Here is a 24,154-nt window from a genome sequence, read left to right on the forward strand (position 1 = left end):
AGTCCGTGATGCAGTTCCTCCTGGCGTTCATCGTCGCCGCGCCCCTCCTCGGCGCCGTCGCGGCCCTCCTGCCGGCCCCGCCCGGGCTCAGGGGCACGTCACCCGACCAGGCCGTCCTCCGCCACGGCGTGACCGTCACCGGCGCGGTCCTCGCCGCCGCCATCGCCCTGACGATCGGGTTCGACCACGCCCACGCGTCGAGGATGCAGGCCACGACGGACATCAGCTGGATCCCCGCGCTTGACGTGCGGATCCACCTCGGTGTCGACGGCATCTCCCTCCCCCTCCTGGTCCTGACCGCGCTGCTGACCTTCCTCTGCGCGCTGTACAGCTACGCCAAGCCCCCCGCGGGCCCCTCCCCGAAGGCCTTCGTCGCGCTGCTGCTCGTCCTGGAGGCCGGCACCCTCGCCACCTTCGCCGTCCTGGACCTGCTGCTGTTCTTCCTCGCCTTCGAGATGGTGCTCATCCCGATGTACTTCCTCATCGCCCGCTGGGGCGGCGAGGGCCGACAGGCGGCCGCCTGGAAGTTCATCCTCTTCACCCTCCTCGGCTCGGTCGTCATGCTGCTCGGCCTGCTCCTCGTCGGGCTGAAGGCGGGCACGTTCGACATGGTGGCACTCGCCACTGACAACGGCCGCGGACTGAGCACGCCGCTGCAGGTCATCGCGGTCCTCGCGATCGGCGTGGGGCTCGCGGTGAAGACGCCGATGTGGCCGCTGCACAGCTGGCTGCCGGACGCGCACACCGCCGCGCCGACCGTCGGCTCGGTCCTCCTCGCCGGCGTCCTGCTCAAGATGGGCACGTACGGGTTCGTCCGGATCGTCCTGCCGATCGCGCCCGACGGCATGCACGTCTTCGCCCCGTACCTCGCAGCCTTCGCCGTCGCCGGGATCATCTACGGGTCGCTCGCCTGCCTCGCGCTCGCCAGGAGCGGCGCGCGGGGGGACCTGAAGCGCCTCATCGCCTACTCCTCCGTCGGCCACATGGGCTTCGTGCTCCTCGGCATCGCCAGCATGACCCCCACCGGGGTCAACGGCGCGCTCTTCGCCAACATCGCCCACGGCCTGATCACCGGCCTCCTCTTCTTCCTCGTCGGCGCGGTGAAGGACCGCTTCGGCACCGCGGACCTCGACACCCTCGCCGGCGCGACCGGCGCCGCGCTGTACGGCCGCGCGCCCCGCCTCGGCGGCCTCCTCGCCTTCGCCGCCGTCGCCTCCCTCGGACTGCCCGGACTGGCCGGCTTCTGGGGCGAGATGCTCGCGATGTTCGGCGCGTTCCAGCCCGCCGAGGGCCTCAGCCGGCCCGCGTTCCTCGCCTGCACGGCCGTCGCCTGCTTCGGCACGCTGCTCACCGCCGCGTACCTGCTCGTCGTCGTGCGCCGCGTCTGCATGGGCGCCCCGCCCACCGCCGACCAGCCCGCGGTCGCCGACGTCCGGGGCCACGAGTTCGCCGCGTGGACCCCGCTGGCCGCCCTCACCGTCCTCGCCGGGCTCTGGCCCGCGGTCCTCCTCGGCCTCACCGACCCGGCCGTGCAGCAGCTTCTCGCAGGAGGCAAGTCGTGACCGCCGCAGCCGTGACCGCCGCAGCCGCCGCCGGCCCGCCCGTGACCGCCCCGGCCGTCACCGGCGCACCCGCGACCGCGGCCGACCTCGCCGGGCCGACCGCCGCGCCCGCCGCCGACGTCGTCCAGGCCGTCGACTGGGTGGCCATCGCGCCGCCGACCCTCGTCGCCGTCGTCGGCCTCGCCGTCCTCGTCGCCGACCTGTTCCTCCCGGCGCGGCGCAAGCCCGTCCTCGCCTGGGCGGCGATCGCCGGCCTCGCCGCCGCGCTCGCCACGCTCGTACCGCTCCGCGCGGGCGACCGCTCCACCTTCTGCCTGACCGCGGCCCCGGGCGCCTGCAGTTACACCGCCGACCACTTCACGCTGGCGATCCAGCTCCTCGTCCTCGGCGGGGCCCTCCTCACGGCGCTCCTGTCCGCCACGCTCACCAGGGACGAACTCCCGGCCGGCGAGTACTGGTTCCTGCTGCTGTCCTCCGCGGCCGGCGCGGCCCTCCTGCCCGCCTCACGCGACCTGGCGACCCTCGTCGTGGCCCTGGAGGTGGCCTCCCTCCCGGCCTTCGCGCTGGTCGGCCTGAAGCGCGGCGACCGCATGTCGGGGGAGGCCGCGCTGAAGTTCTTCCTCTCCTCGGTCACGGCGACCGCCGTCACCCTCCTCGGCGTGAGCTTCGTGTACGCCGCCACCGGCACCCTCCACCTGACGGAGATCTCCGCGCAGCTCGACGACGTCCCCGCGCAGCTCGGTACGCTCGCGAAGGCGGGCGTCGCCCTCACGCTCGTCGGCTTCGCCTTCAAGACGGCCGCCGCTCCGTTCCACTTCTGGGTGCCCGACACCTACGTCGGCGCCCCCCTGCCCGTCGCCGCGTACCTGTCCGTGGTCGGCAAGGCGGTCGGCTTCACCGGCCTCGTCCTGGTGACCGTCGTCGCCTTCCCGTCGTACGCCGACGTGTGGGGTCCGGCGCTCGCCGTGCTGGCCGCCCTGACCATGACCGTCGGCAACGTCGCCGCGCTGCGGCAGGTCTCCACGCGCGCGTTCAGCGCGGTACGGCTCCTCGCCTGGTCGTCCGTCGGGCAGGCCGGCTACCTCCTGGTGCCGATCGCCGCCGCCGCGTACTCCAGCGACGACCAGGTCGGCGCCACCGTCGCCTACGCGCTGGTGTACGCCGTCGTGAACCTCGGGGCCTTCGCGGTCGCCGCCGTCGTCGCCCGCACCCACCCGGCCAACCGGATCGCCGACTACCGGGGCCTGTACGCGTCCCGCCCGGTGACCGCCCTGGCCATGGGCTTCTTCCTGCTGTGCCTGGCCGGCCTCCCGCCGGGCGTCATCGGCCTGTTCGCCAAGGTCGTCGTCTTCTCCGCGGCCGTCGACGCGGGCCTCGGCTGGCTGGCCGTCGTGATGGGCGTCAACGTCGTCATCGCGCTCGTCTACTACCTGCGCTGGACCGCCGTCCTCTTCCGGGCCCCGGACGCCGTCCCCGACGGGGCGCAGGCCCCGGTCCGGCACCGGGCGCCCGCCACCCTCACCGCGGCTGTCGCACTGACAGCCGTCGGTGGCCTGCTGCTCTCTGGCTACCCGCAGCCGGTGCTCCGCTTCGCGGCCACCACGCTCTTCTGACCCTCCCGCCCGGCCCCGACCGACCGGGGCCGGGCCCGCCTGCCCTCCGCTCTCCTCCGCCCCACCCGGCCCTGCCGTGCCCACGGCCTTGCCGTGCCCACGGCCTTGCCGTGCCCACGGCCTTGCCGTGCCCCCGGCCCAGTAGTGCCCCACCCCGTCGGCCGCGTCGTGTCCCGTCACCCGTCCGGCGCAGCGCCCGACCCGGCGCGCGCAAGGGAACCAGCCACTCCCGCCTCGCGTTGACCAGTACGGGAGGGTCCACTGGACAGTGGGGCAACACCAGCGAAAGGTTCCCCTACCGCACCACTTGGAGGGCGTACCGTGCACCGCCGGCACAACGGGCTGAGGACCGCCGTACTCCTCGGAGGACTGTCCGCGATCATCGTCCTGATCGGCAGCTTCTTCGGGCGCACGGGCCTGGTCGTCGCCGTCCTCGTCGCTCTCGGAACGAACGCGTACGCCTACTGGAACAGCGACAGGATCGCCCTGCGCGCGATGCGGGCCCGGCCGGTCAGCGAGTTCGAGGCGCCGCAGCTGTACCGGATGGTCCGCGAGCTGTCCACCCAGGCCCGGCAGCCGATGCCGAGGCTGTACATCTCCCCGACCCAGGCGCCCAACGCCTTCGCGACGGGCCGCAACCCCCGCAACGCCGCCGTCTGCTGCACCGAGGGCATCCTGCGCCTCCTGGACGAGCGGGAACTCCGCGGGGTCATCGGACACGAGCTGAGCCACGTCTACAACCGGGACATCCTCATCTCGTCGGTCGCCGGAGCGCTCGCCTCCGTGATCGTGTTCCTGGTGAACTTCGCCTGGCTCATCCCGATCGGCCGCTCCGACGACGAGGAGGGCCCCGGCCTTCTCGGCATGCTGCTGATCATGATCCTGGGGCCGCTCGCCGCCTCGGTCATCCAGCTGGCGGTCAGCCGCTCCCGCGAGTACGAGGCGGACGCGTCCGGCGCCAGGCTCACCGGCGACCCGCTCGCCCTCGCCGCCGCCCTGCGGAAGCTGGAGGCCGGTACGCAGCGGCTGCCCCTGCCCCCCGAACCGCGGATCGAGACGGCGAGCCACATGATGATCGCCAACCCCTTCCGGCCCGGACAGGGCATGTCCCGCATGTTCTCCACCCACCCGCCGATGGCGGAACGCATCGCCCGGCTCGAACAGATGGCAGGCCATCGCCCGTGAAGACGATCCTCAACCTCATCTGGCTGGTACTCAGCGGCTTCTGGCTCTTCCTCGGTTACGTGGCGGCCGGTCTGCTGCTCTGCGTCACGATCATCGGCATCCCGTTCGGCGTCGCCGCCTTCCGCATCGGCGGCTACGCGCTCTGGCCGTTCGGTCGCACCGTCGTCGACCGGCGGGGCGCGGGCGCGCCCTCCTTCGTCGGCAACGTCCTGTGGCTGGTCCTGGCCGGCTGGTGGCTGGCCCTCGGCCACATCGTCACCGGCGTCGCCCTGTGCGTGACGATCATCGGCATCCCACTCGGCATCGCGAACTTCAAGCTGATCCCGGTGTCCCTGCTGCCGCTCGGCAAGGACGTCGTCTCCAGCGACCAGCCGTTCGCGGCGCGCTGACCGCGGTTATCCACAGGCTGTGACGGTTGTCGGCACGATGCGGCACCATGAAGCCATGACCGACTACGCAGCGTCACGACGTACGGGGTCTCGCCCCACCGCGCCGGGGGCCAGGCCCGCACCCGGGGCCGCATCCGGAGCCATGCGCGCGCCCGAAGCCCGCCCCGCCGCCGGACCGCTCCGCCTCCGCCCCCGCCACCTCGCCACCCGCCCACGCACCGGCCACGACGGCACCCGTATACGCACCCGCGCGTGACACCCGGCCCGCCGTCACATCCCCCAGCGGTCCCGCTGCCCGCCGACGCCCGCCCGCGCCGCGTACAGCAGAGCCCCGACCGCCAGCACGGCCGCGCCCGCCAGCACCGTGCCGAGCGGCAGGGAGAACGCCAGGACCAGGCACCCCACGAGCCCTCCCACCGCGAGCAGGCGCACCCGGGACGCCCCCGCCACGAGCGTCCACGCCGAAGCGTTGGCGACCGCGTAATACACGAGCACACCGAAGGAGGAGAAGCCGATCACGGCCCGCAGGTCGGCGGTCGCCGCCACCACCGCGACGATCGCACCCACCGCGAGCTCAGCGCGGTGCGGCACCCGGAAGCGCGGGTGGACGGCGGCGAGCCCCCGCGGCAGGTGCCCGTCGCGCGCCATGGCCAAGGTCGTCCGGGACACCCCGAGGACCAGCGCCAGCAGCGAGCCGAGCGCCGCCACCGCCGCCCCCACCCGCACCACCGGCACCAACTCCTCGGCTCCGGCCGCGCGCACCGCGTCGGCCACGGGCGCCGAGGACCCGGCCACGCCACTCGCCCCCAGTACGGAGAGGACGGACACCGCCACGCACGCGTACACGACCAGCACGATCCCCAACGCCAGCGGGACCGCCCGCGGGATCGTCCGCCCGGGGTCGCGCACCTCCTCGCCGAGCGTCGCGATCCTGGCGTACCCGGCGAACGCGAAGAACAGCAGCCCCGCCGCCTCCACCACCCCGCCCACCGAGACGTCGGTCCCCGGCTCCAGCCGGCCGAGGTCCGCAGCGCCCGAACCGAGGGAGGCCACCACGACGGCGGCCAGCACGGCCAGCACCACCGCCACGATCCACCGCGTCGCCAGCGCCGACTTCTGCACCCCGCCGTAGTTGACGGCCGTCAGCGCCACGACCGCCGCCACCGCCACCGCGTGCGCCTGCCCCGGCCACAGGTACACACCCACCGTCAGTGCCATCGCCGCGCACGACGCCGTCTTCCCCACGACGAACGCCCACCCCGCCAGGTACCCCCAGAAAGGACCCAGCCGCTCCCGCCCGTAGACGTACGTGCCGCCCGACGCCGGGTAGCGCGCGGCCAGGCGCGCAGAGGCCATCGCGTTGCAGTACGCGACGGCTGCGGCGAGCGCCAGACCCAGGAGCAGCCCGCCCCCGGCGGCCCGCGCCGCCGGCCCCAGCGCCGCGAAGACCCCGGCGCCCACCATGGAGCCCACACCGACGACCACCGCGTCGAAGAGCCCGAGCGACCGCTGCAGAGTGTGTGCCATGCGCCGCACCCTACTGACCAGCGCAACCACCCGGCCCGCACCGGCGTCCCCCACCACAGAGACACCGCGCGAACCGTACGGACCGCACGCACGAAACGGCGCCCCCGACAGCCCCCTGGCCGCGACAACCAACCCCACTGCCCCACGGCCCCGACGGAAGGAACACCGCGTGAGCGTCATCAGCTGGATCGTCCTGGGCCTCCTCGCCGGCGTCATCGCCAAGGTCCTGCTCCCCGGCCGCGACCCGGGCGGCCTGATCGGCACGACCCTCATCGGCATCACCGGCGCGTTCACCGGCGGCTGGATATCGGCCCGCTTCCTCGACCGGCCGATCAGCAACGACTTCTACGACGGCGCGACCTGGCTCGCGGCCATCGGCGGCTCCCTGGTCCTGCTGATCGCCTACCGCATCCTGTTCGGCCACTCCAGGCCCCGCTGACCCTGAACCCCCCGCGGGGCTGACCCTGAACCCCCGCGGGGCTGACCCTCACCCCCCCCGCGGGGCTGACCTCACCCCTCCGCGGGCAGGCCCGTCTCCCTCAAGGTGAGGTTCAACCGCCCCGCCCGCATCCCCGTCCCCGGATCACCGGTGCCCGGGTAGACCTTCGGCACCCCGTGGTACGCGTACCGCGACGGCCCGCCGAAGACGAAGAGGTCCCCCGACTCCAGCAGCACATCGGTGTAGGGCCGCCCCCGCGACTCCGTGTTCCCCCACCGGAACAGGCAACTGTCGCCGATGCTCAGGGACACCACCGGCGCGGAGGAACGCTCTTCGCGGTCCTGGTGCATGCCCATCCGGGCGTCCCCGTCGTAGAAGTTCACCAGCGCCGCGTCAGGCGCGTACCGATCGGCACGCACCCCGACCTCCGCCTCCGCCGCCTCCCCGAAGGCGGCGGCCACCGCCTCCCGCCCCAGGTCCGCGAGCCAACCGGGGAAGGGCGCCACCGGCGCGCCGTTCACGTCGTCCGCGGTCCGCGAGTACCGGTACGGCAGCCAGTGCCAGCCCAGGCACACGGTCCGCACCGACATCACCCCGCCGCCCGGCAGAGCCGTGTGCCGCAGCGGCACAGGGCCGCGCGCCCACTCCCGGCACGCCTCCACCAGCTCCCGCCGGCGCCCCGCCGACAGCCACCCCGGCACGTGCACCGCGCCCGGCGCCACCTCGGCACGGCCCCGGCCCAGCGGGAACAGCGCCTGCGTCACCGGACCAGCGCGCCCTCGATGCCGAGGAGGCGCTCCTTGCGCTCCGGGCCGGCCGCGTACCCGCGCAGCGAACCGTCCGCCCCGATCACCCGGTGACAGGGCCGCACCACCAGCAGCGGGTTGCGTCCGATCGCCGTCCCCACGGCCCGAACCCCGGCCCCGGAGACCCCCACCCGCGCCGCGACCTCCCCGTACGAGGCGGTGGCACCGTACGGGATGTCCTCCAGCGCCCGCCACACACGCCGCTGGAACTCGCTGCCGACCCCGCCGGCCGCCAACGGCACGTCGAACACCCGGCGGCGCCCCGCGAAGTACTCCTCCAACTGCGCCACGACCCGCTCGAACGCCCCCGGCGCGTGCCGCCACTCCTCGCGCACGGCCACCGCGCCCTTCTGCTCCGGCAGGGACAGCGAGGCCAACGCGACAGCGCCGTCCCCGGTCTCCTCACCCACCAGCAACATGGCACCCAGCGGCCCCTCGACGCGCGCGTACACCGTCATGGTCGGTCCTTTCTCTCCCCACCAGTCTGCTCCGCGCCGCCCGCCCGCCGCTGGCGGAAATCCGACACCAGGCACCGCACCCCGCGACGAGGCGGGGGCGGACCGGCCACTGGCCGCGTCCGCCCCCGTCCCGCCCCGAAGACCGCCCGCGTCAGCGGTAGTTCACAAACTGGAGCGCGAAGTCGAAGTCCTTGCCCTTCAACAGCGCGATCACGGTCTGCAGGTCGTCCCGGCTCTTCGAACTGACCCGCAGCTCCTCGCCCTGCACCTGCGCCTTGACACCCTTGGGGCCCTCATCGCGGATGATCTTCGCCACCTTCTTGGCGTTGTCCTGGGAGATGCCCTCCTGGATCGTCGCGAAGATCTTGTACTCCTTGCCGGAGAGCTGCGGCTCGCCCGTCTCCAGCGACTTCAGCGAGATCCCGCGCTTGACCAGCTTGGTCTCGAAGACGTCCAGGATCGCCTTGACCCGGTCCTCGGAGTTCGCCTGCATCAGGATCTTCTCGCCGGACCAGGAGATCGACGCGCCGACGTTCTTGAAGTCGTAGCGCTGGGAGATCTCCTTCGCCGCCTGGTTGAGGGCGTTGTCGACCTCCTGCCGCTCGACCTTCGAGACGATGTCGAAACTGGAGTCGGCCATGTCCTGTGGCTCCTTGCGTCGGGTGGTTGGGAGGGCGGCGGCCCAGCGCCGACCGCCACCCCAAGCCTAGCCACCCCCACCCGTCCCACGTACTGATCGAAATCGGTGGCGAACCACCCCCCGGGATCAGGTATCGTTTACGTCGTTGCCAGGGAGCACCGCCGAGAGGCGAGGCGCCAGGGCGACATCACATGGCGGTGTGCCCGAGTGGCCAATGGGAGCGGACTGTAAATCCGTCGGCTTAGCCTACCCAGGTTCGAATCCTGGCGCCGCCACGCGATGACCCCCGTCGCTCTGCTGGAACGCAGAGCGACGGGGGTTTTGTCGTACCGGATGTCAGGGCGTCAGTTGCCGGCCACGGCCTTTGTCGCGACCGTGATCGGGGTCGAGCCGCTGATCAGTTCCAGGGTCAGGCCCGCGGTGCCCGGGGTGTCGAGGAGTTCGGCGATGGTCGCCGCCACGTCGTCGCGGGGGATCGGGCCGCGGCCGGTGGAGGCCTCCAGCCGGACCAGCCCCGTGCCGGCGTCGTCGGTGAGCATGCCGGGGCGCAGGATCGTCCAGTCCAGGTCCGGCTTGCCGCGGACGTGCGCGTCGGCGGCGCCCTTGGCGCGCAGGTACGCGTCGAAGACCTCGTCGCCCGGGTGGTCCGGGTCGGCGCCCATGCTGGACACCACAACGAGCCGCCGCACCCCCGCCCGCTGCGCCGCGTCGGCGAACAGGACCGCCGCGTCCCGGTCCACGGTCTCCTTGCGGTCCGCGCCGCTGCCCGGGCCGGCGCCCGCCGCGAAGACCGCCGCGCCGGCGCCCTGCAGGACCGCGGCGACCATCTCCAGGGACGCCGACTCCATGTCCAGGACGACCGGTTCGGCGCCCGCCTCCCGTAGGGCGTCGGCCTGTTCCGGTTTGCGGATGATGCCCGCGACCTCGTGCCCGGCCGCCGCCAGCAGGCGCTCCAGGCGCCGCGCGATCCGACCGTGTCCTCCAGCGATGACGATACGCATGCTCACGACCGTACGGCGCCGGAGCGCGGAACGCTCACGGGGGCGCGTCCGGCCGGGCCTGGCGCGGCAGTTCCAGGGCGGCTGCCGAGTCGCAGTACTCGCGCACCGCGCTCGTCCGGGCCACGACCCGCCCCCGGTGCACGACGATCCGGCTGTACGCGAGGGAGAGCACCCCCGCCAGCCGCTCCCCGCGCACCGCCAGCAGCTCCGCGGGGAACCCGGCCTCCACCCGTACCGCCGGCAGCCCCATCGCCTCCCGGGCCGCCTCGCTGACGGCGCCGTACGCCTCCGCCGGGCGCAGCCCGCCCTGCGACACCAGCAGGTACGCGGCCTCCAGCGGATCGCCGCGGCCCACGGGGTTCGCCACGTCGCGCAGGGCGCCGCTGCCCGCGGCGATCCGCACCCCCGCCGACCGCAGCAGCCGCACCGGCGCGGCCCCGCGCAGCTCCGTACCCGAGCAGCCGCCCTGCGGCAGGCACACCACCGTCACCCCGGCCGCCGCCAACTGGTCCGCCACCCGCGCGCGGGCGTCCCCCGGCAGGCGCGACAGGGCGCCGCACGGCCCGATCGACACCCCGGGCCGCAGCCCGCCCGCCATCGCCGCCAGCCGGGCCAGCCGCGCCGGATCGTCCCCGTCCGTGTGCAGGTCGACCGGGCAGCCGTGCTCCGCCGCCACCTCCAGTACGGCTTCCACGTACCCCGCCGGGTCCGGGTCCAGGTCCGGGCAGCCGCCGACGACCGACGCGCCCATCTTCACGGCGTCGCGCAGCATCGCCAGGCCGTCCGCGCCCGCCACCCCGGTCAGCAGCCGGGGCACCGCGACGGCCGCCAGGTCGGCCAGGCCGCGCAGCGAACGCCGCGCCTGCAGTACCGCCTCCAGCGAGGCCAGGCCCTGCACGTCGCCGATCCTGACGTGCGCGCGCAGCGCCGTCGCCCCGTGCCCCAGCTGGAGCAGCGTCGCCTCCGTGGCGCGCCGCTGGACGTCCTCCGCGGCGTACGGGACGGGGCCGGGGACATCACCGCTGAGGGCCGTGTCGGCGTGCGCGTGCGCTTCCGCGGGGGCCGGCAGCAGGAGGTAGCCGGCGAGGTCCACGCGGGCGCCGTGCGCGCCGAGGCTGCCGGGGGTACCGACGGCCTCGATGCGCCCGCTGCTGAGCCGTACGTCGACGGTCCGCCCGTCGGTGAGGCGCGCGCCGCACAGCAGCAGCGTGGTCGTGTCGGTGGTGGCGCCCTCGGGCGGCCGCGGCTGCTGGCTGTCGGAGGACATCGGGCTCCTGGGGGAGTGACAGGTGGTGGTGCGGGCGGTGACGTGGGGCGAGGAGGCGGTCGCGCAGCGTGAGGCGAGCCTAGGACGCCGCCGTCCGGCCTTCGAGGAGGAGCGCAATAGTCGTACCGGCGTGGGGTACGCGTGGCGTACGAGGCGCCGGTACGGAGTGCGGAGCGGGGCTGGAGCGCCTTGGGGTGCCCGCGGGGCGGGCCAGGTGCGGAGTGGGGGCGGAGGGCTCCCCGGCGGGCTGGTGGCGGGCCTTGGGGCGGACCCGCCGCGGGCCTCGTGGCGGTGCGGACGGCTCCGGGCGAACCGGGCCGCGGCCGGCCCGTTCCGGACCCGGGCAGGGGGCCGGGAAACGGATTTGGGTGAACGGCCACCGACCGTGTAATGTCTTCATCGCTCGCCCCAATAGCTCAGTCGGTAGAGCGTCTCCATGGTAAGGAGAAGGTCTACGGTTCGATTCCGTATTGGGGCTCTGGTGTGGGGAGATCCTCACCTTCGGGTGAGGTGATCCATACATCAAAGCGGTGTAGCTCAGTCGGTAGAGCAAGCGGCTCATAATCGCTGTGTCACCGGTTCAAGTCCGGTCACCGCTACTCCCAGTAGCCGATTGTGGGGTCGGTCCTTCGATCGGCTACTCTTTTCTGCGTTCCATCCGTCCATCCGTCCGTCAAGGAGCACTCACGTGGCTGCCACCGACGTCCGCCCGAAGATCACGCTGGCCTGCGTGGAGTGCAAGGAGCGGAACTACATCACCAAGAAGAACCGGCGTAACAACCCGGACCGTCTTGAGATGAAGAAGCACTGCCCGCGCTGCAACTCGCACACTGCGCACCGCGAAACGCGCTAGAAACAGGCTCGTACACGAGGCCGTCCCCATCGGGGGCGGCCTCGTGTCGTTTCCCTCCCTGCACGACCACGCATGACCACGCACGACAGCACGACCACGCACCGGTCGGCAGCGCGGAGCAACCGCACCGCCGACCCGTAATACCGCACCGCAATCACACCGAGCCGGCACCGCGGCCGGCACCCGGACAGGACCGCAGGAGGTAACGCGTCCATGGCGCTCGACCAGTCCTTCGTCGGGCGGAGCTACCCGCCCACCACGCCGTACGAGGTCGGCCGGGAGAAGATCCGCGAATTCGCCGAGGCCGTCGGCGACGCGAACCCGGCCTACACCGACACGGACGCCGCGAAGGCGCTCGGACACCCCGACGTGATCGCCCCGCCGACCTTCGTGTTCGCCATCACGTTCAAGGCGGCCGGCCAGGTCATCGCCGACCCGCAGCTGGGGCTCGACTACAGCCGGGTCGTGCACGGAGACCAGAAGTTCGCGTACAGCCGTCCCGTACGCGCCGGGGACCGCCTGTCGGTCACCTCCACCATCGAGGCGGTCAAGTCCCTCGCGGGCAACGACATCCTCGACATCCGGGGCGAGGTGCACGACGAGGCCGGCGAGCACGTCGTGACCGCTTGGACGAAGCTCGTGGCGCGCGCCGCCGAGGAGGCGTGAGGAACATCATGACCGCGAAGATCGCTTTCGACGAGGTCGAGGTCGGCACCGAGCTGCCGCCCCAGAGCTTCCCGGTGACTCGCGCCACACTGGTGCGGTACGCGGGCGCCTCCGGGGACTTCAACCCCATCCACTGGAACGAGCGGTTCGCCCGCGAGGTCGGCCTGCCGGACGTCATCGCGCACGGCATGTTCACGATGGCCGCGGCCGTACGCGTCGTCACCGACTGGGTCGGCGACCCCGCCGCGGTCGTCGAGTACGGCGTCCGCTTCACCAAGCCGGTCATCGTGCCCGACGACGATCAGGGCGCCCTGATCGAGGTCAGCGCGAAGGTCGCCGCCAAGCTGGACGACGGCCGGGTCCGCGTCGACCTCACCGCCACCAGCGCGGGCCAGAAGGTCCTCGGCATGTCCCGCGCGGTGGTGCAGCTCGCCTGACGCGGCGACCGCCGACTGGCCCTGCCGCCCGGCCGTGCGCCTGCCTGGTGGTGGACCGCCACCCGGCAGGCACACGGGCAGGCATACGGGCGGGGCGCCGCGCCTGAGCGTGACGCCCCGCCGCCGCCCGTACGGCCGCCGGGGCGGGTCTGCCGCCGTCGGCGGGTGGCGGCCGGGGCCATGGGGCGGGGCCCGTAGGCTGGGCGCGTGCAGGAACTCCACGACGCTCCCCTCGCCCCCCTGACCACGTTCCGGCTCGGCGGCCCCGCAGCGCGGCTGCTCACGGCCACCACGGATGACGACGTCGTCGCCGCCGTGCGCGAAGCCGACCGGTCCGGTACGCCGCTGCTGGTCATCGGCGGCGGATCCAACCTGGTCATCGGCGACAAGGGCTTCGACGGCACCGCCCTGCGCGTCGCGACCCGCGGCCTCACCCTCGACGGCACCCGCCTGGAGCTCGCCGCGGGGGAGGTCTGGACCGACGCCGTCGCCCGCACCGTGGAGGCCGGGCTCGCCGGCGTCGAGTGCCTGGCCGGCATCCCCGGCTCCGCCGGCGCCACGCCCATCCAGAACGTCGGGGCGTACGGCCAGGAGGTCGCCACCACCCTCACCGAGGTCGTGGCGTACGACCGCCGCTCCGAGGAGGTCGTCACGCTCCCCAACGCCGCGTGCGACTTCTCCTACCGGCACAGCCGCTTCAAGGCCGACCCGGACCGCTTCGTCGTCCTGCGCGTCCGGTTCGAGCTGGAGGACGCGCGGGGGCTGAGCGCCCCGATCCGGTACGCGGAGACGGCGCGCGTCCTCGGCGTCGAGCCGGGCGACCGGGTACCCCTCGCCGCCGCCCGCGAGACCGTCCTCGCCCTGCGCGCGGGCAAGGGCATGGTCCTCGACCCCGACGACCACGACACGTGGTCCGCCGGTTCCTTCTTCACCAACCCGATCCTCGACGACACCGCGTACGCCGCCTTCCTGGACCGCGTGCGCGACCGCCTCGGACCGGACGTCACCCCGCCGGCCTACCCGGCGGGCGACGGCCGCACCAAGACCTCCGCCGCCTGGCTGATCGACCGGGCCGGATTCACCAAGGGGTACGGCGCGGGGCCCGCCCGCATCTCCACCAAGCACACCCTGGCCCTCACCAACCGCGGCCAGGCCACCACCGAGGACCTGCTCGCCCTCGCCCGCGAGGTCGTCGCGGGCGTACGGGACGCGTTCGGCGTCACCCTCGTCAACGAGCCGGTGACGGTCGGCGTCAGTCTCTGACGCGGACCTTCCGCCCGGTCTGGGCCTCTGGGCCGGGGCCCGGGCCCAGGCCCGCCCAGGTCCCGGCCCGCCCAGTCCCAGGCCCGCCCAGGTGCCGGCCCGCCCGGGGCACTGGCCCTGCCGGAGCGTCGACGCACTCCCCGCCCTCACCGCCCCGCCCCACCGTCCCCCGCGCCCGCCGCCACCCGTCCCGCCCTGCCCGGCTGCTCGCACGGCGGCCGGAATCCGATGGAACCCCGCCGGACCCCCAGGTTGTCGAGTGAGTGACAGGGTCCCGCGGCGAGCGAGCACGAGGGCCACCGCACGCCGGCCGAGGGGGGCATCCGGTGAGGACGGGAACATCCCCGGAACACGACGAGGACTTCACACGGTTCACCGAGGCGTCGTACGCCTCTCTGCTGCGCACCGCCCGCCTCCTGACAGGTGACCGGCACGCGGCGGAGGACCTGGTGCAGGCCGCGCTCGTGAAGGTGTACCTGCGGTGGGGCCGCTCCGCCGTTTGGGACTCCCCGCAGGCGTACGCGCGCAAGACCGTCGTCAACCTGTACGCGACCTGGCGCCGCCGCCGCTGGCACACCGAGACCGCCCACCCCGGCGGCGAGGGGACGGTGGCGGCCGCGGACCGCTCGGACATAGCGGCCGACGCGGAGGCACGGCTCGAACTGGCCCGTGCCCTGGACATCCTGCCCCGCGCGCAGCGCGCCGTGGTGGTGCTCCGTTTCTACGAGGACCTGTCGGTGGAGGAGACGGCCGGACTGCTCGGCTGTTCACCCGGGACGGTCAAGAGCCGGACCAACCGGGCCTTGGAGCGGCTGCGCGCGGCGGGCGCGCTCGCCGAGTACGCGGGAAGGGGCACACGATGAGTCACATCGAGGACGCACTCCGGCAGGGCCTGCGGGAACTCGCCGAGAAGGACGGGGCGGCAACCGGCGCGGCGCCCCCCACGGGCACGGTGCTCGCCCACGCCCGCCGCACCCGCCACCGACGGCGCGCCGCGGTGGGCGCGGCCTGCGCGGCCGCCGTACTGGTCAGCGGGACGGCGGTGGGCCTGGGCTGGGGAAGCGGCCACTCGTCCGCACCGCCGCCCTCCGACTCACTGGCGGCCGTCGAGGGCTCCGGCGAGGACGGTTCGGACACGGCGCTGCGGCTGGGGCCGGCCCAGCCCCGGACCGGTGTGGAGTACCCGTACGACCTGGTGAGCAGCTGCGACTACCGCTTCGCCGTGTTCGCCGGCCGCAAGTGGGCGAGTGACGGCCTGCCCGGCGCAGGGCCGGACTCCGGCGCCCCCACCCCGGGAGGTCGCGGGGCTTCCCCCTCCGACCGGCTCCCCGGATTCATGAAGCTGACCTCCGAGAGCACTGCGGTGTTCACGGCCGGCCCGGACCGCACCGGGCCGTCACTGACCTTCCGGTCGGTCTCCGGAGGCGGCCACTGCCCGATCCTGCCCGCGCCGGACCCGATACGGCCGCCCGTCCTGGAACAGGCGCCGAAGAACGCCCGGGAGCGCACCTGGTACCCACACGACCTGTACGTCCACTGCGGCCTGCGCTACACCACCTTCGACGGGCGGATGTGGAGGACCCCACAGGACCGCCAGGCGGAGACAGGACTGGACGGGAGCGGGCTGCACACCACGGTGACGGGCCTGGCCAGGATTTCCGGGGACACGCTGCGCTTCGAGGCGCCCGGGCTTCCTCGGATCGACTTCGAGCCGGCAGGCCCGGGGGAGCAGCCACCCCTGTGCGCGTGACACCTCCCACCGCAGGGGCCGGAACGGGCGCCCCGGGCGCCCCCCGGCCGGCTGTGCCTCAGTCCGCCGCGAGCCAGGTGTCGACGCCCGACAGGAGCTTCGCGCGGACGTCCTCCGGGGCGACCGAGGCGCGGATCGACTGGCGGGCCAGCTCCGCCAGCTCGGCGTCCGCGAAGCCGTGGTGGTGCCGGGCGAACTCGTACTGGTCCGCCAGTCGCGCCCCGAACAGCAGCGGGTCGTCCGCGCCGAGCGCCAGCGGCACGCCCGCGTCGAACAGCGTCCGCAGCGGTACCTGCTCGGGCTTCTCGTAGACGCCCAGGGCCACGTTCGACGCCGGGCACACCTCGCAGGTCACGCCCTTCTCGGCCAGCCGCCGCAGCAGCCGCGGGTCCTCCGCGGCCCGCACACCGTGACCGATGCGGGACGCCTTGAGGTCGTCGAGGCAGTCCCGTACGGACGCCGGGCCCGTCAGCTCGCCGCCGTGCGGCACGGCCAGCAGCCCGCCCTCCCGCGCGATGGCGAACGCCCGGTCGAAGTCACGCGCCATCCCCCGGCGCTCGTCGTTGGACAACCCGAACCCCACGACCCCCCGGTCGGCGTACCGCACCGCCAGCCGGGCCAGGGTGCGGGCGTCCAACGGGTGCTTCATGCGGTTCGCGGCGACCAGTACCCGCATCCCGAGGCCCGTCTCCCGCGAGGCGGCGTCCACCGCGTCGAGGATGATCTCCAGCGCCGGGATCAGCCCGCCCAGACGCGGCGCGTAAGACGTCGGGTCGACCTGGATCTCCAGCCAGCCCGACCCGTCCCGCACGTCCTCCTCGGCCGCCTCCCGCACCAGCCGCCGGATGTCCTCCGGCTCCCGCAGACAGGACCGGGCGATGTCGTACAGCCGCTGGAAGCGGAACCAGCCCCGCTCGTCGGTGGCCCGCAAGCGGGGCGGCTCCCCACCGGTCAGGGCCTCCGGCAGGTGGACGCCGTACTTGTCGGCGAGCTCCAGGAGGGTGGAGGGCCGCATCGACCCGGTGAAGTGCAGGTGCAGATGGGCCTTCGGCAGCTGTTGCAGATCGCGGACGTGCTCCATCCGGGGATCCTGCCGCAGAGCGGCGCCGCGAAACAGCCCTTTTCTCCGAACGGGTACGGCGGGAACGAAAGAACGGGCCCCGGCCGGTGGTCCGGCCGGGGCCCGCGGACGCCCCATACCCGGGGGCGGCGCTTCGTCCCGCTGCTCAGTCCCGCGCCTCGGCGAGCAGCTTCTGCATCCGCGACACGCCCTCGACCAGGTCCTCGTCACCGAGCGCGTACGACAGCCGCAGGTACCCCGGGGTGCCGAAGGCCTCGCCGGGCACCACGGCCACCTCGACCTCGTCCAGGATCAGCGCCGCCAGCTCGACGGACGTCTGCGGCCGCTGACCGCGGATGTCCTTGCCCAGCAGCCCCTTCACCGACGGGTAGGCGTAGAAGGCGCCCTCCGGGGTGGGGCAGACCACGCCGTCGATCTCGTTGAGCATCCGCACGATCGTGCGGCGGCGCCGGTCGAACGCCTCGCGCATCTCCGCGACCGCGTCGAGGTTCCCCGAGACGGCGGCGAGCGCGGCCACCTGGGCGACGTTGGAGACGTTCGACGTGGCGTGCGACTGAAGGTTCGTCGCCGCCTTCACGACGTCCTTCGGGCCGACGATCCACCCCACGCGCCAGCCGGTCATGGCGTACGTCTTCGCCACGCCGTTGACGACGACGCACTTGTCCCGCAGCTCGGGCACGAGCGCCGGCAGCGAGGTGAAGGCGGCGTCGCCGTACACCAGGTGCTCGTAGATCTCGTCCGTCAGGACCCACAGGCCGTGCTCGACGGCCCAGCGGCCGATCGCCTCGGCGTCCTCGCGCGAGTAGACGGCGCCGGTCGGGTTGGACGGGGAGACGAACAGGACGACCTTGGTCCGCTCCGTGCGGGCGGCCTCCAGCTGCTCCACGGAGACGCGGTAGCCCGTCGTCTCGTCCGCGACGACCTCCACCGGCACACCGCCGGCGAGCCGGATCGACTCGGGGTAGGTCGTCCAGTACGGGGCCGGGACGATGACCTCGTCACCCGGGTCGAGGATCGCGGCGAACGCCTCGTAGATGGCCTGCTTGCCGCCGTTGGTCACCAGGATCTGGGAGGCGTCGACCTCGTAGCCGGAGTCGCGCAGCGTCTTGGCGGCGATCGCGGACTTCAGCTCCGGCAGGCCGCCGGCCGGGGTGTAGCGGTGGTACTTCGGGTTCCGGCAGGCCTCCACGGCCGCCTCGACGATGTAGTCGGGCGTCGGGAAGTCCGGCTCGCCCGCGCCGAAGCCGATCACCGGGCGCCCGGCGGCCTTCAGGGCCTTGGCCTTGGCGTCGACGGCGAGGGTCGCGGACTCGGAGATCGCGCCGATGCGGGCGGAGACCCGGCGCTCGGTCGGAGAGGTTGCAGCGCTCATGCGGCCCATGCTCCCAGACCCCGTGGGGGGCCAGGGCCCGGGTTTCACCCACCGGACGTCCGTGCCCGGCCCGTGGTCCCCGGGCAGGGGAGCCCCGGCGGGGCCACGGCGGCCGGCCCCGGCTCGGGCTCCCGGCGGCGACGCGGAGCCGTCGTCGCGGCGGTCGGCACGGCAGCCGGCACGGCAGTCGGCACGGCGAGGGCCGAACGGGGGACGGGCAGGGCAGGCCGGGGTGGCGCCGGGCCAGGACGGGCGCGGGCGGGTGCGGGTGGGACCCGCGCGCGGACGCCGGAACGTCCCGCGCGGCGGACCGGGGGAGGCGGCGCGCAGCCCGCCGGGGCTTTCTGTTCGACGCGGAGGCGCTGACCACGTACACTCTCTGCTCGTTGGCCCTCACCGACCGGTCCGCGAGGCACTTCTGCGGATGCGGTAGGTTGGGGGAGAACCACAAAGGGTCGTAGCTCAATTGGTAGAGCACTGGTCTCCAAAACCAGCGGTTGGGGGTTCAAGTCCCTCCGGCCCTGCTACACACACCGCCAGGTTGTGTGCGCAGGTATGTACTTCATTGCACCGCCGTGCGGCTCCACCCGGGCGCGGCACGGCCGACCCGGAATCAGGTGAGATACGTGACGGACGCCGTAGGCTCCATCGACATGCCTGATGCTGAGGACGAAGCGCCGGAGTCCAAGAAGAAGACCCGCAAGGGCGGCAAGCGCGCCAAGAAGGGCCCGCTGGGCCGTCTCGCGCTCTTCTACCGCCAGATCGTGGCCGAGCTGCGCAAGGTCGTCTGGCCGACCCGGAACCAGCTGACCACGTACACGACGGTCGTCATCATTTTCGTCGTCATCATGATCGGTATGGTGACCGGCATCGACTTCGGCTTCCAGGAAGCAGTCAAGTACGTCTTCGGCTGATTCCCGCGGAGGGCGCCCACCCCGGCGCCCCTTTTCGCATGTTCCACCCCATCTGTATCCAGGAAGAAGCAGCCACCGTGTCTGACCCGAACCTGAACGAGTCCGCCCAGGACGAGCTCGACGTCGTCGAGGCGGCCGACGAGGACCAGGCGGAAGCTGCGGACGCCGCTGTCGGCGAGGCGCCCGAGGACGTCGACCTCGTCGAGGACGACGCCGTCGAGGCGATCGAGGCCGGCGAGGACGAGGACGCGGCGGACGACGCCGACCTCGGTGCCGAGGCCGCCGAGACCGTCGAGGACGAAGAGACCGCCGCGGACGAGGACGCCGTCGAGGACGAGGACGCCGTGGAGCCGGCGGACGACGAGGCCGAGGCCGAGCCGGCCGCCCCCGTCGACCCGGTCGCCGCGCTCCGCGACGAGCTGCGCGGCCTCCCCGGCGAGTGGTACGTCATCCACACCTACGCGGGCTACGAGAAGCGCGTGAAGGCCAACCTGGAGCAGCGCGCCGTCTCGCTCAACGTCGAGGACTTCATCTACCAGGCCGAAGTCCCCGAGGAAGAGATCGTCCAGATCAAGAACGGCGAGCGCAAGAACGTCAAGCAGAACAAGCTGCCTGGCTACGTGCTCGTCCGCATGGACCTGACGAACGAGTCGTGGGGCGTCGTGCGCAACACGCCGGGCGTCACCGGCTTCGTGGGCAACGCCTACGACCCGTACCCGCTGACGCTGGACGAGATCGTCAAGATGCTCGCCCCGGAGGCCGAGGAGAAGGCCGCCCGCGAGGCCGCCGAGGCCGAGGGCAAGCCCGCGCCCGCCCGCAAGGTCGAGGTCCAGGTGCTCGACTTCGAGGTCGGCGACTCCGTCACCGTCACCGACGGCCCGTTCGCGACGCTCCAGGCGACCATCAACGAGATCAACGCCGACTCGAAGAAGGTCAAGGGCCTCGTCGAGATCTTCGGCCGCGAGACGCCGGTCGAGCTGAGCTTCGACCAGATCCAGAAGAACTGACCACGGTCGGTCCTCCCGGTCCCACGAGCAGGTCAGAGCGGCGCATCGCGCGGCCCTGACCTGCTCGGTTTTTGGACGGGCGGTCATACCCGCTATCGTTGTGCGGTATGCCTCCATCCGGATGATGTCGGACGACATCGAACGGCATCGGATGGCGGCCGAACAACTCTCACTAGGACCCGGAGAGAGCTATGCCTCCCAAGAAGAAGAAGGTCACGGGGCTCATCAAGCTCCAGATCCAGGCCGGCGCGGCCAACCCGGCCCCGCCGGTCGGCCCCGCGCTGGGTCAGCACGGCGTCAACATCATGGAGTTCTGCAAGGCCTACAACGCCGCGACCGAGTCGCAGCGCGGTTGGGTCATCCCGGTGGAGATCACGGTCTACGAGGACCGCTCCTTCACCTTCATCACGAAGACGCCCCCGGCGTCGCGGATGATCCTCAAGGCCGCTGGTGTGGAGAAGGGCTCCGGCGAGCCGCACAAGACCAAGGTCGCCAAGCTCACGAGCGCCCAGGTCCGCGAGATCGCCACGACCAAGATGCCCGACCTGAACGCGAACGACCTGGACGCCGCGGAGAAGATCATCGCCGGCACCGCCCGTTCCATGGGCATCACCGTCGAGGGCTGATCAGCTCCCGTCCGACCTCTCTGTGGAAGGGCCAGCGCCGGCCCGCACCACGACTCCATACCTGAAACGCAGGAGAAGAAGTGAAGCGCAGCAAGGCTCTCCGCGGCGCGGACGCCAAGATCGACCGGGAGCGGAACTACGCCCCCCTCGAGGCCGTCCGTCTCGCCAAGGACACCGCCGCCACCAAGTTCGACGGCACCGTCGAGGTCGCCTTCCGCCTGGGTGTCGACCCTCGCAAGGCCGACCAGATGGTCCGTGGCACCGTGAACCTTCCGCACGGCACCGGCAAGACCGCCCGGGTCCTGGTCTTCGCGACCGGTGACCGTGCTGCGGCCGCGGAAGCCGCGGGCGCCGACATCGTCGGCTCCGACGAACTGATCGACGAGGTTGCGAAGGGCCGTCTGGACTTCGACGCCGTCGTCGCCACCCCGGACCTCATGGGCAAGGTCGGCCGCCTCGGCCGCGTGCTCGGCCCGCGTGGTCTGATGCCGAACCCGAAGACCGGCACCGTCACGATGGACGTCGCCAAGGCCGTCACCGACATCAAGGGCGGCAAGATCGAGTTCCGCGTCGACAAGCACTCGAACCTCCACTTCATCATCGGCAAGGTCTCCTTCGACGAGACGAAGCTGGTCGAGAACTACGCGGCCGCGCTGGAGGAGATCCTCCGTCTGAAGCCGTCCGCCGCGAAGGGCCGCTACATCAAGAAGGCGACCCTGACCACGACGATGGGCCCCGGCATCCCGCTGGACGCCAACCGCACCCGCAACCTCCTCGTCGAGGAGGACCCGGCCGCCGTCTGACCGGGTCGAGCCTGACGGCTCACGGGTACGCGCCCAACCGGCCCCCGCACCTCTTCGGAGGGGCGGGGGCCGGTCCCTTTTCCCGCGGCCTGTCAGCCCCATGGGTTAGCGTTCCGATGAGTCGGAATTCGAACATGGGGGTGGGGATGAACGTCTCCGTACGCAGGCGTCTGGGCGTCCCGGCGGTGGCCGTGGTCATGCTCGCGGGGGCCGTGGGCTGCCAGGGCGGCGACAAGAAGGCGGCCGAGGCGCCGCGCGACGGACTCCAGTGGTCCTCGCCGGCCCAGGTCATCCAGGCGGCGTACAAGAAGACCGCGGCGGCGAAGTCCGCCAGGATCCGCATGACGATGACCATGCCGGCGGGCGTCGAGGGCATGGCCGAGGGCGGCGAGATGACGATGTCCGGCGTCATGGGGTGGGACCCCGGCGTGCTGGACATGACGGTCCAGGGCGGCGTGCTGAACCAGGCGCAGGGCGGCCCCGGCAGGTTCCGCCTCGTCATGGCCGACGAGGTCATGTACATGGACATGGGTGCGAAGGCCCCCGCGGAGCTGGGCGGCAAGCGCTGGATCAAGATGGACCTCAAGGCGATGGCCGACCTCTCCGGCGACGCCGCGCTGCGCCGGCAGATGACCGGCAGCCTCGAGAACATGAACCAGGACCCGGCCAAGCAGCTCGCCCTGCTGCTGGACTCGCCGAACCTGAAGCACGTCGGCCCCGAGAAGGTCGACGGCGTCCAGACGCAGCACTACCAGGGCCGCCTCACCGTCGATGAGATGGTCGCCTCCGACAAGTCGCTCGCGGTGCTCTCCGCCGAGGAGCGCGAGGAGCTGGTCGCCACGCTGAAGGCGGGCGGCCTCAAGGCGTACGACACCGACGTCTGGGTCGACGGCGACGGCTACCCGGCGAAGATGGACATCGGCATGGAGACGCCGCAGGGCGCCTTCGACATCGCCGTGTCCTACTCCGACTACGGCACCGCCGCCGCCGTGCAGGCCCCGCCCGCCGACCAGACCTTCGACTTCATGGAGGTGCTGGAGAAGCTCGGCGGCGCCGCCCGCGACGCCGACGGCGCCGGCCAGGGAGACGCCGGGCCCGGCGCGGGCACCGAGGGAGCCGGTACGGCCTGAGCAGGGCGGCCCGGGCGGCCACCCGGCCGATTTGCTTGACGGCCGCCCGGTCCCGTACTCTTCCACAGAAGCCAAAGACCGCTGGTCGCAGCCGTGCCCGCAGGGCGCAGCCGCCGAAGGATCCGCTAGCTACGGACGACCCGCGCAGGTGACAGTGGTAGTACTCCCGGGCGAACCGTGTCCGGTCGAGTCACGCCCCGTGCGCCTGCGCCGGGGCGTTTCGTTTTGCCCAGTCTCCTTCCTTCAGCCATCGCGGTCCGAATCACCCGGAAGGAGGCCGAGGCTCATGGCGAGGCCCGACAAGTCTGCTGCGGTTGCCGAGCTGACGGACAAGTTCCGCAGCTCCAACGCCGCCGTGCTGACCGAGTACCGCGGTCTCACCGTGGCACAGCTCAAGCAGCTGCGCCGTTCGCTCGGTGAGAACGCCCAGTACGCCGTGGTGAAGAACACGCTGACCAAGATTGCGGCCAACGAGGCCGGGATCACGTCGCTGGACGACCAGTTCAATGGTCCGACGGCGGTCGCCTTCATCACCGGTGACCCGGTGACGTCGGCGAAGGGTCTTCGTGACTTCGCCAAGGACAACCCGAACCTCATCATCAAGGGCGGTGTCCTTGACGGCAAGGCGCTGTCCGCCGATGAGATCAAGAAGCTTGCGGACCTCGAGTCCCGCGAGGTTCTGCTCGCCAAGCTGGCGGGTGCCATGAAGGGCAAGCAGTCCCAGGCTGCCGCGCTCTTCCAGGCGCTCCCGTCGAAGCTCGTCCGCACCGTGGACGCGCTTCGCGCCAAGCAGGCCGAGCAGGGCGGTGCCGAGTAACTCGGCTCGCACACTGACCGCCGCCTGACCAGGGCGACGGTCACAGCGGGCCCCACGTACGCCCGCCACACATGTACATCCCGGCACCAGCCGAATTAGTGGAAGGACCGCCATCATGGCGAAGCTGTCTCAGGAAGACCTGCTCGCGCAGTTCGAGGAGATGACCCTCATCGAGCTCGCCGCGTTCGTGTCGGCGTTCGAGGAGAAGTTCGACGTCACCGCCGCCGCCCCGGTCGCCGTTGCCGCCGCCGGCGCCCCGGGCGCCCCGGCCGAGGCCGCCGAGGAGAAGGACGAGTTCGACGTCATCCTCACCGGCGCCGGCGACAAGAAGATCCAGGTCATCAAGGTCGTGCGTGAGCTGACCTCCCTGGGCCTGAAGGAGGCCAAGGACCTCGTCGACGGCACCCCGAAGCCGGTCCTCGAGAAGGTCAACAAGGAGCAGGCCGAGAAGGCCGCCGAGGCCCTCAAGGGCGCCGGCGCGGGCGTCGAGGTCAAGTGACCTCCTGCGGGTCTCCTGACTCGCACTGACGCCCCCTGGGGGCGTTCCC

The 24,154-nt window shown here is 72.6% G+C and carries 26 protein-coding genes and 4 tRNA genes; 22 read left to right on the forward strand and 8 right to left on the reverse strand.

The features are described 5' to 3' along the window. The first annotated feature begins 8 nt into the window (after window positions 1-8). The 4 genes from LPA54_RS11485 (at window position 9) to LPA54_RS11500 (ending at window position 4,749) form a co-directional block, all read left to right on the forward strand. Window positions 9-1,562, forward strand: a complete 1,554-nt coding sequence (locus LPA54_RS11485; protein ID WP_228976654.1) for a NuoM family protein — start codon at window positions 9-11, stop codon at window positions 1,560-1,562. Between the two features lie 41 nt (window positions 1,563-1,603). After that, window positions 1,604-3,175, forward strand: coding sequence for an NADH-quinone oxidoreductase subunit N (locus tag LPA54_RS11490; RefSeq protein ID WP_228976655.1), 1,572 nt, complete (start codon window positions 1,604-1,606; stop codon window positions 3,173-3,175). 321 nt (window positions 3,176-3,496) lie between these two features. Further along, on the forward strand, window positions 3,497-4,360 hold the full coding sequence (htpX, locus tag LPA54_RS11495) for a zinc metalloprotease HtpX (RefSeq protein ID WP_228976495.1): 864 nt from the start codon (window positions 3,497-3,499) through the stop codon (window positions 4,358-4,360). Then, window positions 4,357-4,749 carry a YccF domain-containing protein gene (locus tag LPA54_RS11500; RefSeq protein ID WP_228976498.1) on the forward strand — a complete coding sequence of 131 codons (393 nt, stop codon included), beginning with the start codon at window positions 4,357-4,359 and terminating at the stop codon, window positions 4,747-4,749. Before htpX ends, LPA54_RS11500 begins: the two co-directional genes overlap by 4 nt. A 270-nt stretch (window positions 4,750-5,019) precedes the next feature. Here the strand turns inward: LPA54_RS11500 and LPA54_RS11505 are convergent, their stop codons facing one another. Beyond that, on the reverse strand, window positions 5,020-6,276 hold the full coding sequence (locus LPA54_RS11505) for an APC family permease (RefSeq protein ID WP_228976500.1): 1,257 nt from the start codon (window positions 6,274-6,276) through the stop codon (window positions 5,020-5,022). 169 nt (window positions 6,277-6,445) lie between these two features. On the opposite strand from LPA54_RS11505, the gene LPA54_RS11510 reads away from it, so the two are divergent. Continuing rightward, on the forward strand, window positions 6,446-6,715 hold the full coding sequence (locus LPA54_RS11510; RefSeq protein WP_228976502.1) for a GlsB/YeaQ/YmgE family stress response membrane protein: 270 nt from the start codon (window positions 6,446-6,448) through the stop codon (window positions 6,713-6,715). Between the two features lie 71 nt (window positions 6,716-6,786). Here LPA54_RS11510 and LPA54_RS11515 read toward each other — a convergent pair whose 3' ends face one another. The 3 genes from LPA54_RS11515 to LPA54_RS11525 all read right to left on the reverse strand — a co-directional run bounded on the left by LPA54_RS11515 (window position 6,787) and on the right by LPA54_RS11525 (window position 8,619). Continuing rightward, a complete protein-coding gene (locus LPA54_RS11515) occupies window positions 6,787-7,479 on the reverse strand; it encodes an alpha-ketoglutarate-dependent dioxygenase AlkB (RefSeq protein ID WP_228976504.1) in 693 nt (230 codons plus the stop codon). Then, complete coding sequence (locus LPA54_RS11520) at window positions 7,476-7,979, reverse strand: methylated-DNA--[protein]-cysteine S-methyltransferase (protein ID WP_228976506.1); 504 nt, start codon at window positions 7,977-7,979, stop codon at window positions 7,476-7,478. The genes LPA54_RS11515 and LPA54_RS11520 overlap by 4 nt, the downstream gene beginning before the upstream one ends. 151 nt (window positions 7,980-8,130) lie before the next feature. Continuing rightward, window positions 8,131-8,619 carry a YajQ family cyclic di-GMP-binding protein gene (locus LPA54_RS11525; RefSeq protein WP_228976507.1) on the reverse strand — a complete coding sequence of 163 codons (489 nt, stop codon included), beginning with the start codon at window positions 8,617-8,619 and terminating at the stop codon, window positions 8,131-8,133. A 193-nt stretch (window positions 8,620-8,812) separates the two neighbouring features. Here LPA54_RS11525 and LPA54_RS11530 point away from each other — a divergent pair. Further along, a tRNA-Tyr gene (locus LPA54_RS11530) sits at window positions 8,813-8,894 on the forward strand. 69 nt (window positions 8,895-8,963) lie between these two features. Here the strand turns inward: LPA54_RS11530 and LPA54_RS11535 are convergent. Together LPA54_RS11535 and LPA54_RS11540 are read right to left on the reverse strand one after the other, a co-directional pair. Continuing rightward, on the reverse strand, window positions 8,964-9,620 hold the full coding sequence (locus LPA54_RS11535) for an SDR family oxidoreductase (protein ID WP_228976509.1): 657 nt from the start codon (window positions 9,618-9,620) through the stop codon (window positions 8,964-8,966). Between the two features lie 34 nt (window positions 9,621-9,654). Continuing rightward, window positions 9,655-10,887, reverse strand: coding sequence for an amidohydrolase family protein (locus LPA54_RS11540; RefSeq protein ID WP_228976512.1), 1,233 nt, complete (start codon window positions 10,885-10,887; stop codon window positions 9,655-9,657). Window positions 10,888-11,292: 405 nt separating this feature from the next. Here LPA54_RS11540 and LPA54_RS11545 point away from each other — a divergent pair. The 8 genes from LPA54_RS11545 (at window position 11,293) to LPA54_RS11580 (ending at window position 15,856) form a co-directional block, all read left to right on the forward strand. Then, window positions 11,293-11,365 (forward strand) — tRNA-Thr (locus LPA54_RS11545). A gap of 48 nt (window positions 11,366-11,413) precedes the next feature. After that, a tRNA-Met gene (locus LPA54_RS11550) sits at window positions 11,414-11,486 on the forward strand. 89 nt (window positions 11,487-11,575) lie between these two features. Then, on the forward strand, window positions 11,576-11,740 hold the full coding sequence (gene rpmG, locus LPA54_RS11555) for a 50S ribosomal protein L33 (RefSeq protein ID WP_003956487.1): 165 nt from the start codon (window positions 11,576-11,578) through the stop codon (window positions 11,738-11,740). 213 nt (window positions 11,741-11,953) lie between these two features. Further along, a complete protein-coding gene (locus LPA54_RS11560) occupies window positions 11,954-12,406 on the forward strand; it encodes a MaoC family dehydratase N-terminal domain-containing protein (protein WP_228976514.1) in 453 nt (150 codons plus the stop codon). Between the two features lie 8 nt (window positions 12,407-12,414). Further along, window positions 12,415-12,843, forward strand: a complete 429-nt coding sequence (locus LPA54_RS11565; protein ID WP_228976517.1) for a MaoC family dehydratase — start codon at window positions 12,415-12,417, stop codon at window positions 12,841-12,843. Between the two features lie 207 nt (window positions 12,844-13,050). Further along, window positions 13,051-14,106 (forward strand): UDP-N-acetylmuramate dehydrogenase, encoded by a 1,056-nt coding sequence (locus tag LPA54_RS11570; RefSeq protein WP_228976519.1) that lies wholly within the window; start codon window positions 13,051-13,053, stop codon window positions 14,104-14,106. A gap of 326 nt (window positions 14,107-14,432) precedes the next feature. Beyond that, on the forward strand, window positions 14,433-14,969 hold the full coding sequence (locus LPA54_RS11575) for a SigE family RNA polymerase sigma factor (RefSeq protein ID WP_228976521.1): 537 nt from the start codon (window positions 14,433-14,435) through the stop codon (window positions 14,967-14,969). Further along, window positions 14,966-15,856 carry a hypothetical protein gene (locus tag LPA54_RS11580; protein ID WP_228976522.1) on the forward strand — a complete coding sequence of 297 codons (891 nt, stop codon included), beginning with the start codon at window positions 14,966-14,968 and terminating at the stop codon, window positions 15,854-15,856. Before LPA54_RS11575 ends, LPA54_RS11580 begins: the two co-directional genes overlap by 4 nt. Window positions 15,857-15,914: 58 nt before the next feature. Here LPA54_RS11580 and LPA54_RS11585 read toward each other — a convergent pair whose 3' ends face one another. Beyond that, window positions 15,915-16,937 carry an adenosine deaminase gene (locus LPA54_RS11585; protein ID WP_228976523.1) on the reverse strand — a complete coding sequence of 341 codons (1,023 nt, stop codon included), beginning with the start codon at window positions 16,935-16,937 and terminating at the stop codon, window positions 15,915-15,917. A 145-nt stretch (window positions 16,938-17,082) separates the two neighbouring features. After that, window positions 17,083-18,309: a pyridoxal phosphate-dependent aminotransferase gene (locus LPA54_RS11590; RefSeq protein ID WP_228976524.1), complete on the reverse strand. Its 1,227-nt coding sequence runs from the start codon at window positions 18,307-18,309 to the stop codon at window positions 17,083-17,085. A 451-nt stretch (window positions 18,310-18,760) separates the two neighbouring features. On the opposite strand from LPA54_RS11590, the gene LPA54_RS11595 reads away from it, so the two are divergent. The 8 genes from LPA54_RS11595 (at window position 18,761) to rplL (ending at window position 24,105) form a co-directional block, all read left to right on the forward strand. Further along, window positions 18,761-18,833: transfer RNA gene (locus LPA54_RS11595), tRNA-Trp, on the forward strand. Window positions 18,834-18,935: 102 nt separating this feature from the next. After that, window positions 18,936-19,223 carry a preprotein translocase subunit SecE gene (gene secE, locus LPA54_RS11600; protein ID WP_228976525.1) on the forward strand — a complete coding sequence of 96 codons (288 nt, stop codon included), beginning with the start codon at window positions 18,936-18,938 and terminating at the stop codon, window positions 19,221-19,223. Window positions 19,224-19,261: 38 nt separating this feature from the next. Next, window positions 19,262-20,230 carry a transcription termination/antitermination protein NusG gene (nusG, locus tag LPA54_RS11605; protein ID WP_228976527.1) on the forward strand — a complete coding sequence of 323 codons (969 nt, stop codon included), beginning with the start codon at window positions 19,262-19,264 and terminating at the stop codon, window positions 20,228-20,230. Window positions 20,231-20,421: 191 nt separating this feature from the next. Continuing rightward, on the forward strand, window positions 20,422-20,856 hold the full coding sequence (gene rplK / locus LPA54_RS11610; protein ID WP_023587070.1) for a 50S ribosomal protein L11: 435 nt from the start codon (window positions 20,422-20,424) through the stop codon (window positions 20,854-20,856). Between the two features lie 80 nt (window positions 20,857-20,936). Further along, window positions 20,937-21,659, forward strand: a complete 723-nt coding sequence (gene rplA / locus LPA54_RS11615) for a 50S ribosomal protein L1 (RefSeq protein ID WP_228976529.1) — start codon at window positions 20,937-20,939, stop codon at window positions 21,657-21,659. Window positions 21,660-21,805: 146 nt separating this feature from the next. Next, on the forward strand, window positions 21,806-22,789 hold the full coding sequence (locus LPA54_RS11620; protein ID WP_228976531.1) for a hypothetical protein: 984 nt from the start codon (window positions 21,806-21,808) through the stop codon (window positions 22,787-22,789). A gap of 286 nt (window positions 22,790-23,075) precedes the next feature. After that, window positions 23,076-23,606, forward strand: coding sequence for a 50S ribosomal protein L10 (rplJ, locus tag LPA54_RS11625; protein WP_058942706.1), 531 nt, complete (start codon window positions 23,076-23,078; stop codon window positions 23,604-23,606). A 115-nt stretch (window positions 23,607-23,721) separates the two neighbouring features. Next, a complete protein-coding gene (rplL, locus tag LPA54_RS11630; RefSeq protein ID WP_228976533.1) occupies window positions 23,722-24,105 on the forward strand; it encodes a 50S ribosomal protein L7/L12 in 384 nt (127 codons plus the stop codon). Window positions 24,106-24,154 lie beyond the last annotated feature (49 nt).

Source organism: Streptomyces sp. DH12, from assembly GCF_020873895.1.
In the GTDB taxonomy this organism is placed as follows: Bacteria; Actinomycetota; Actinomycetes; order Streptomycetales; family Streptomycetaceae; genus Streptomyces.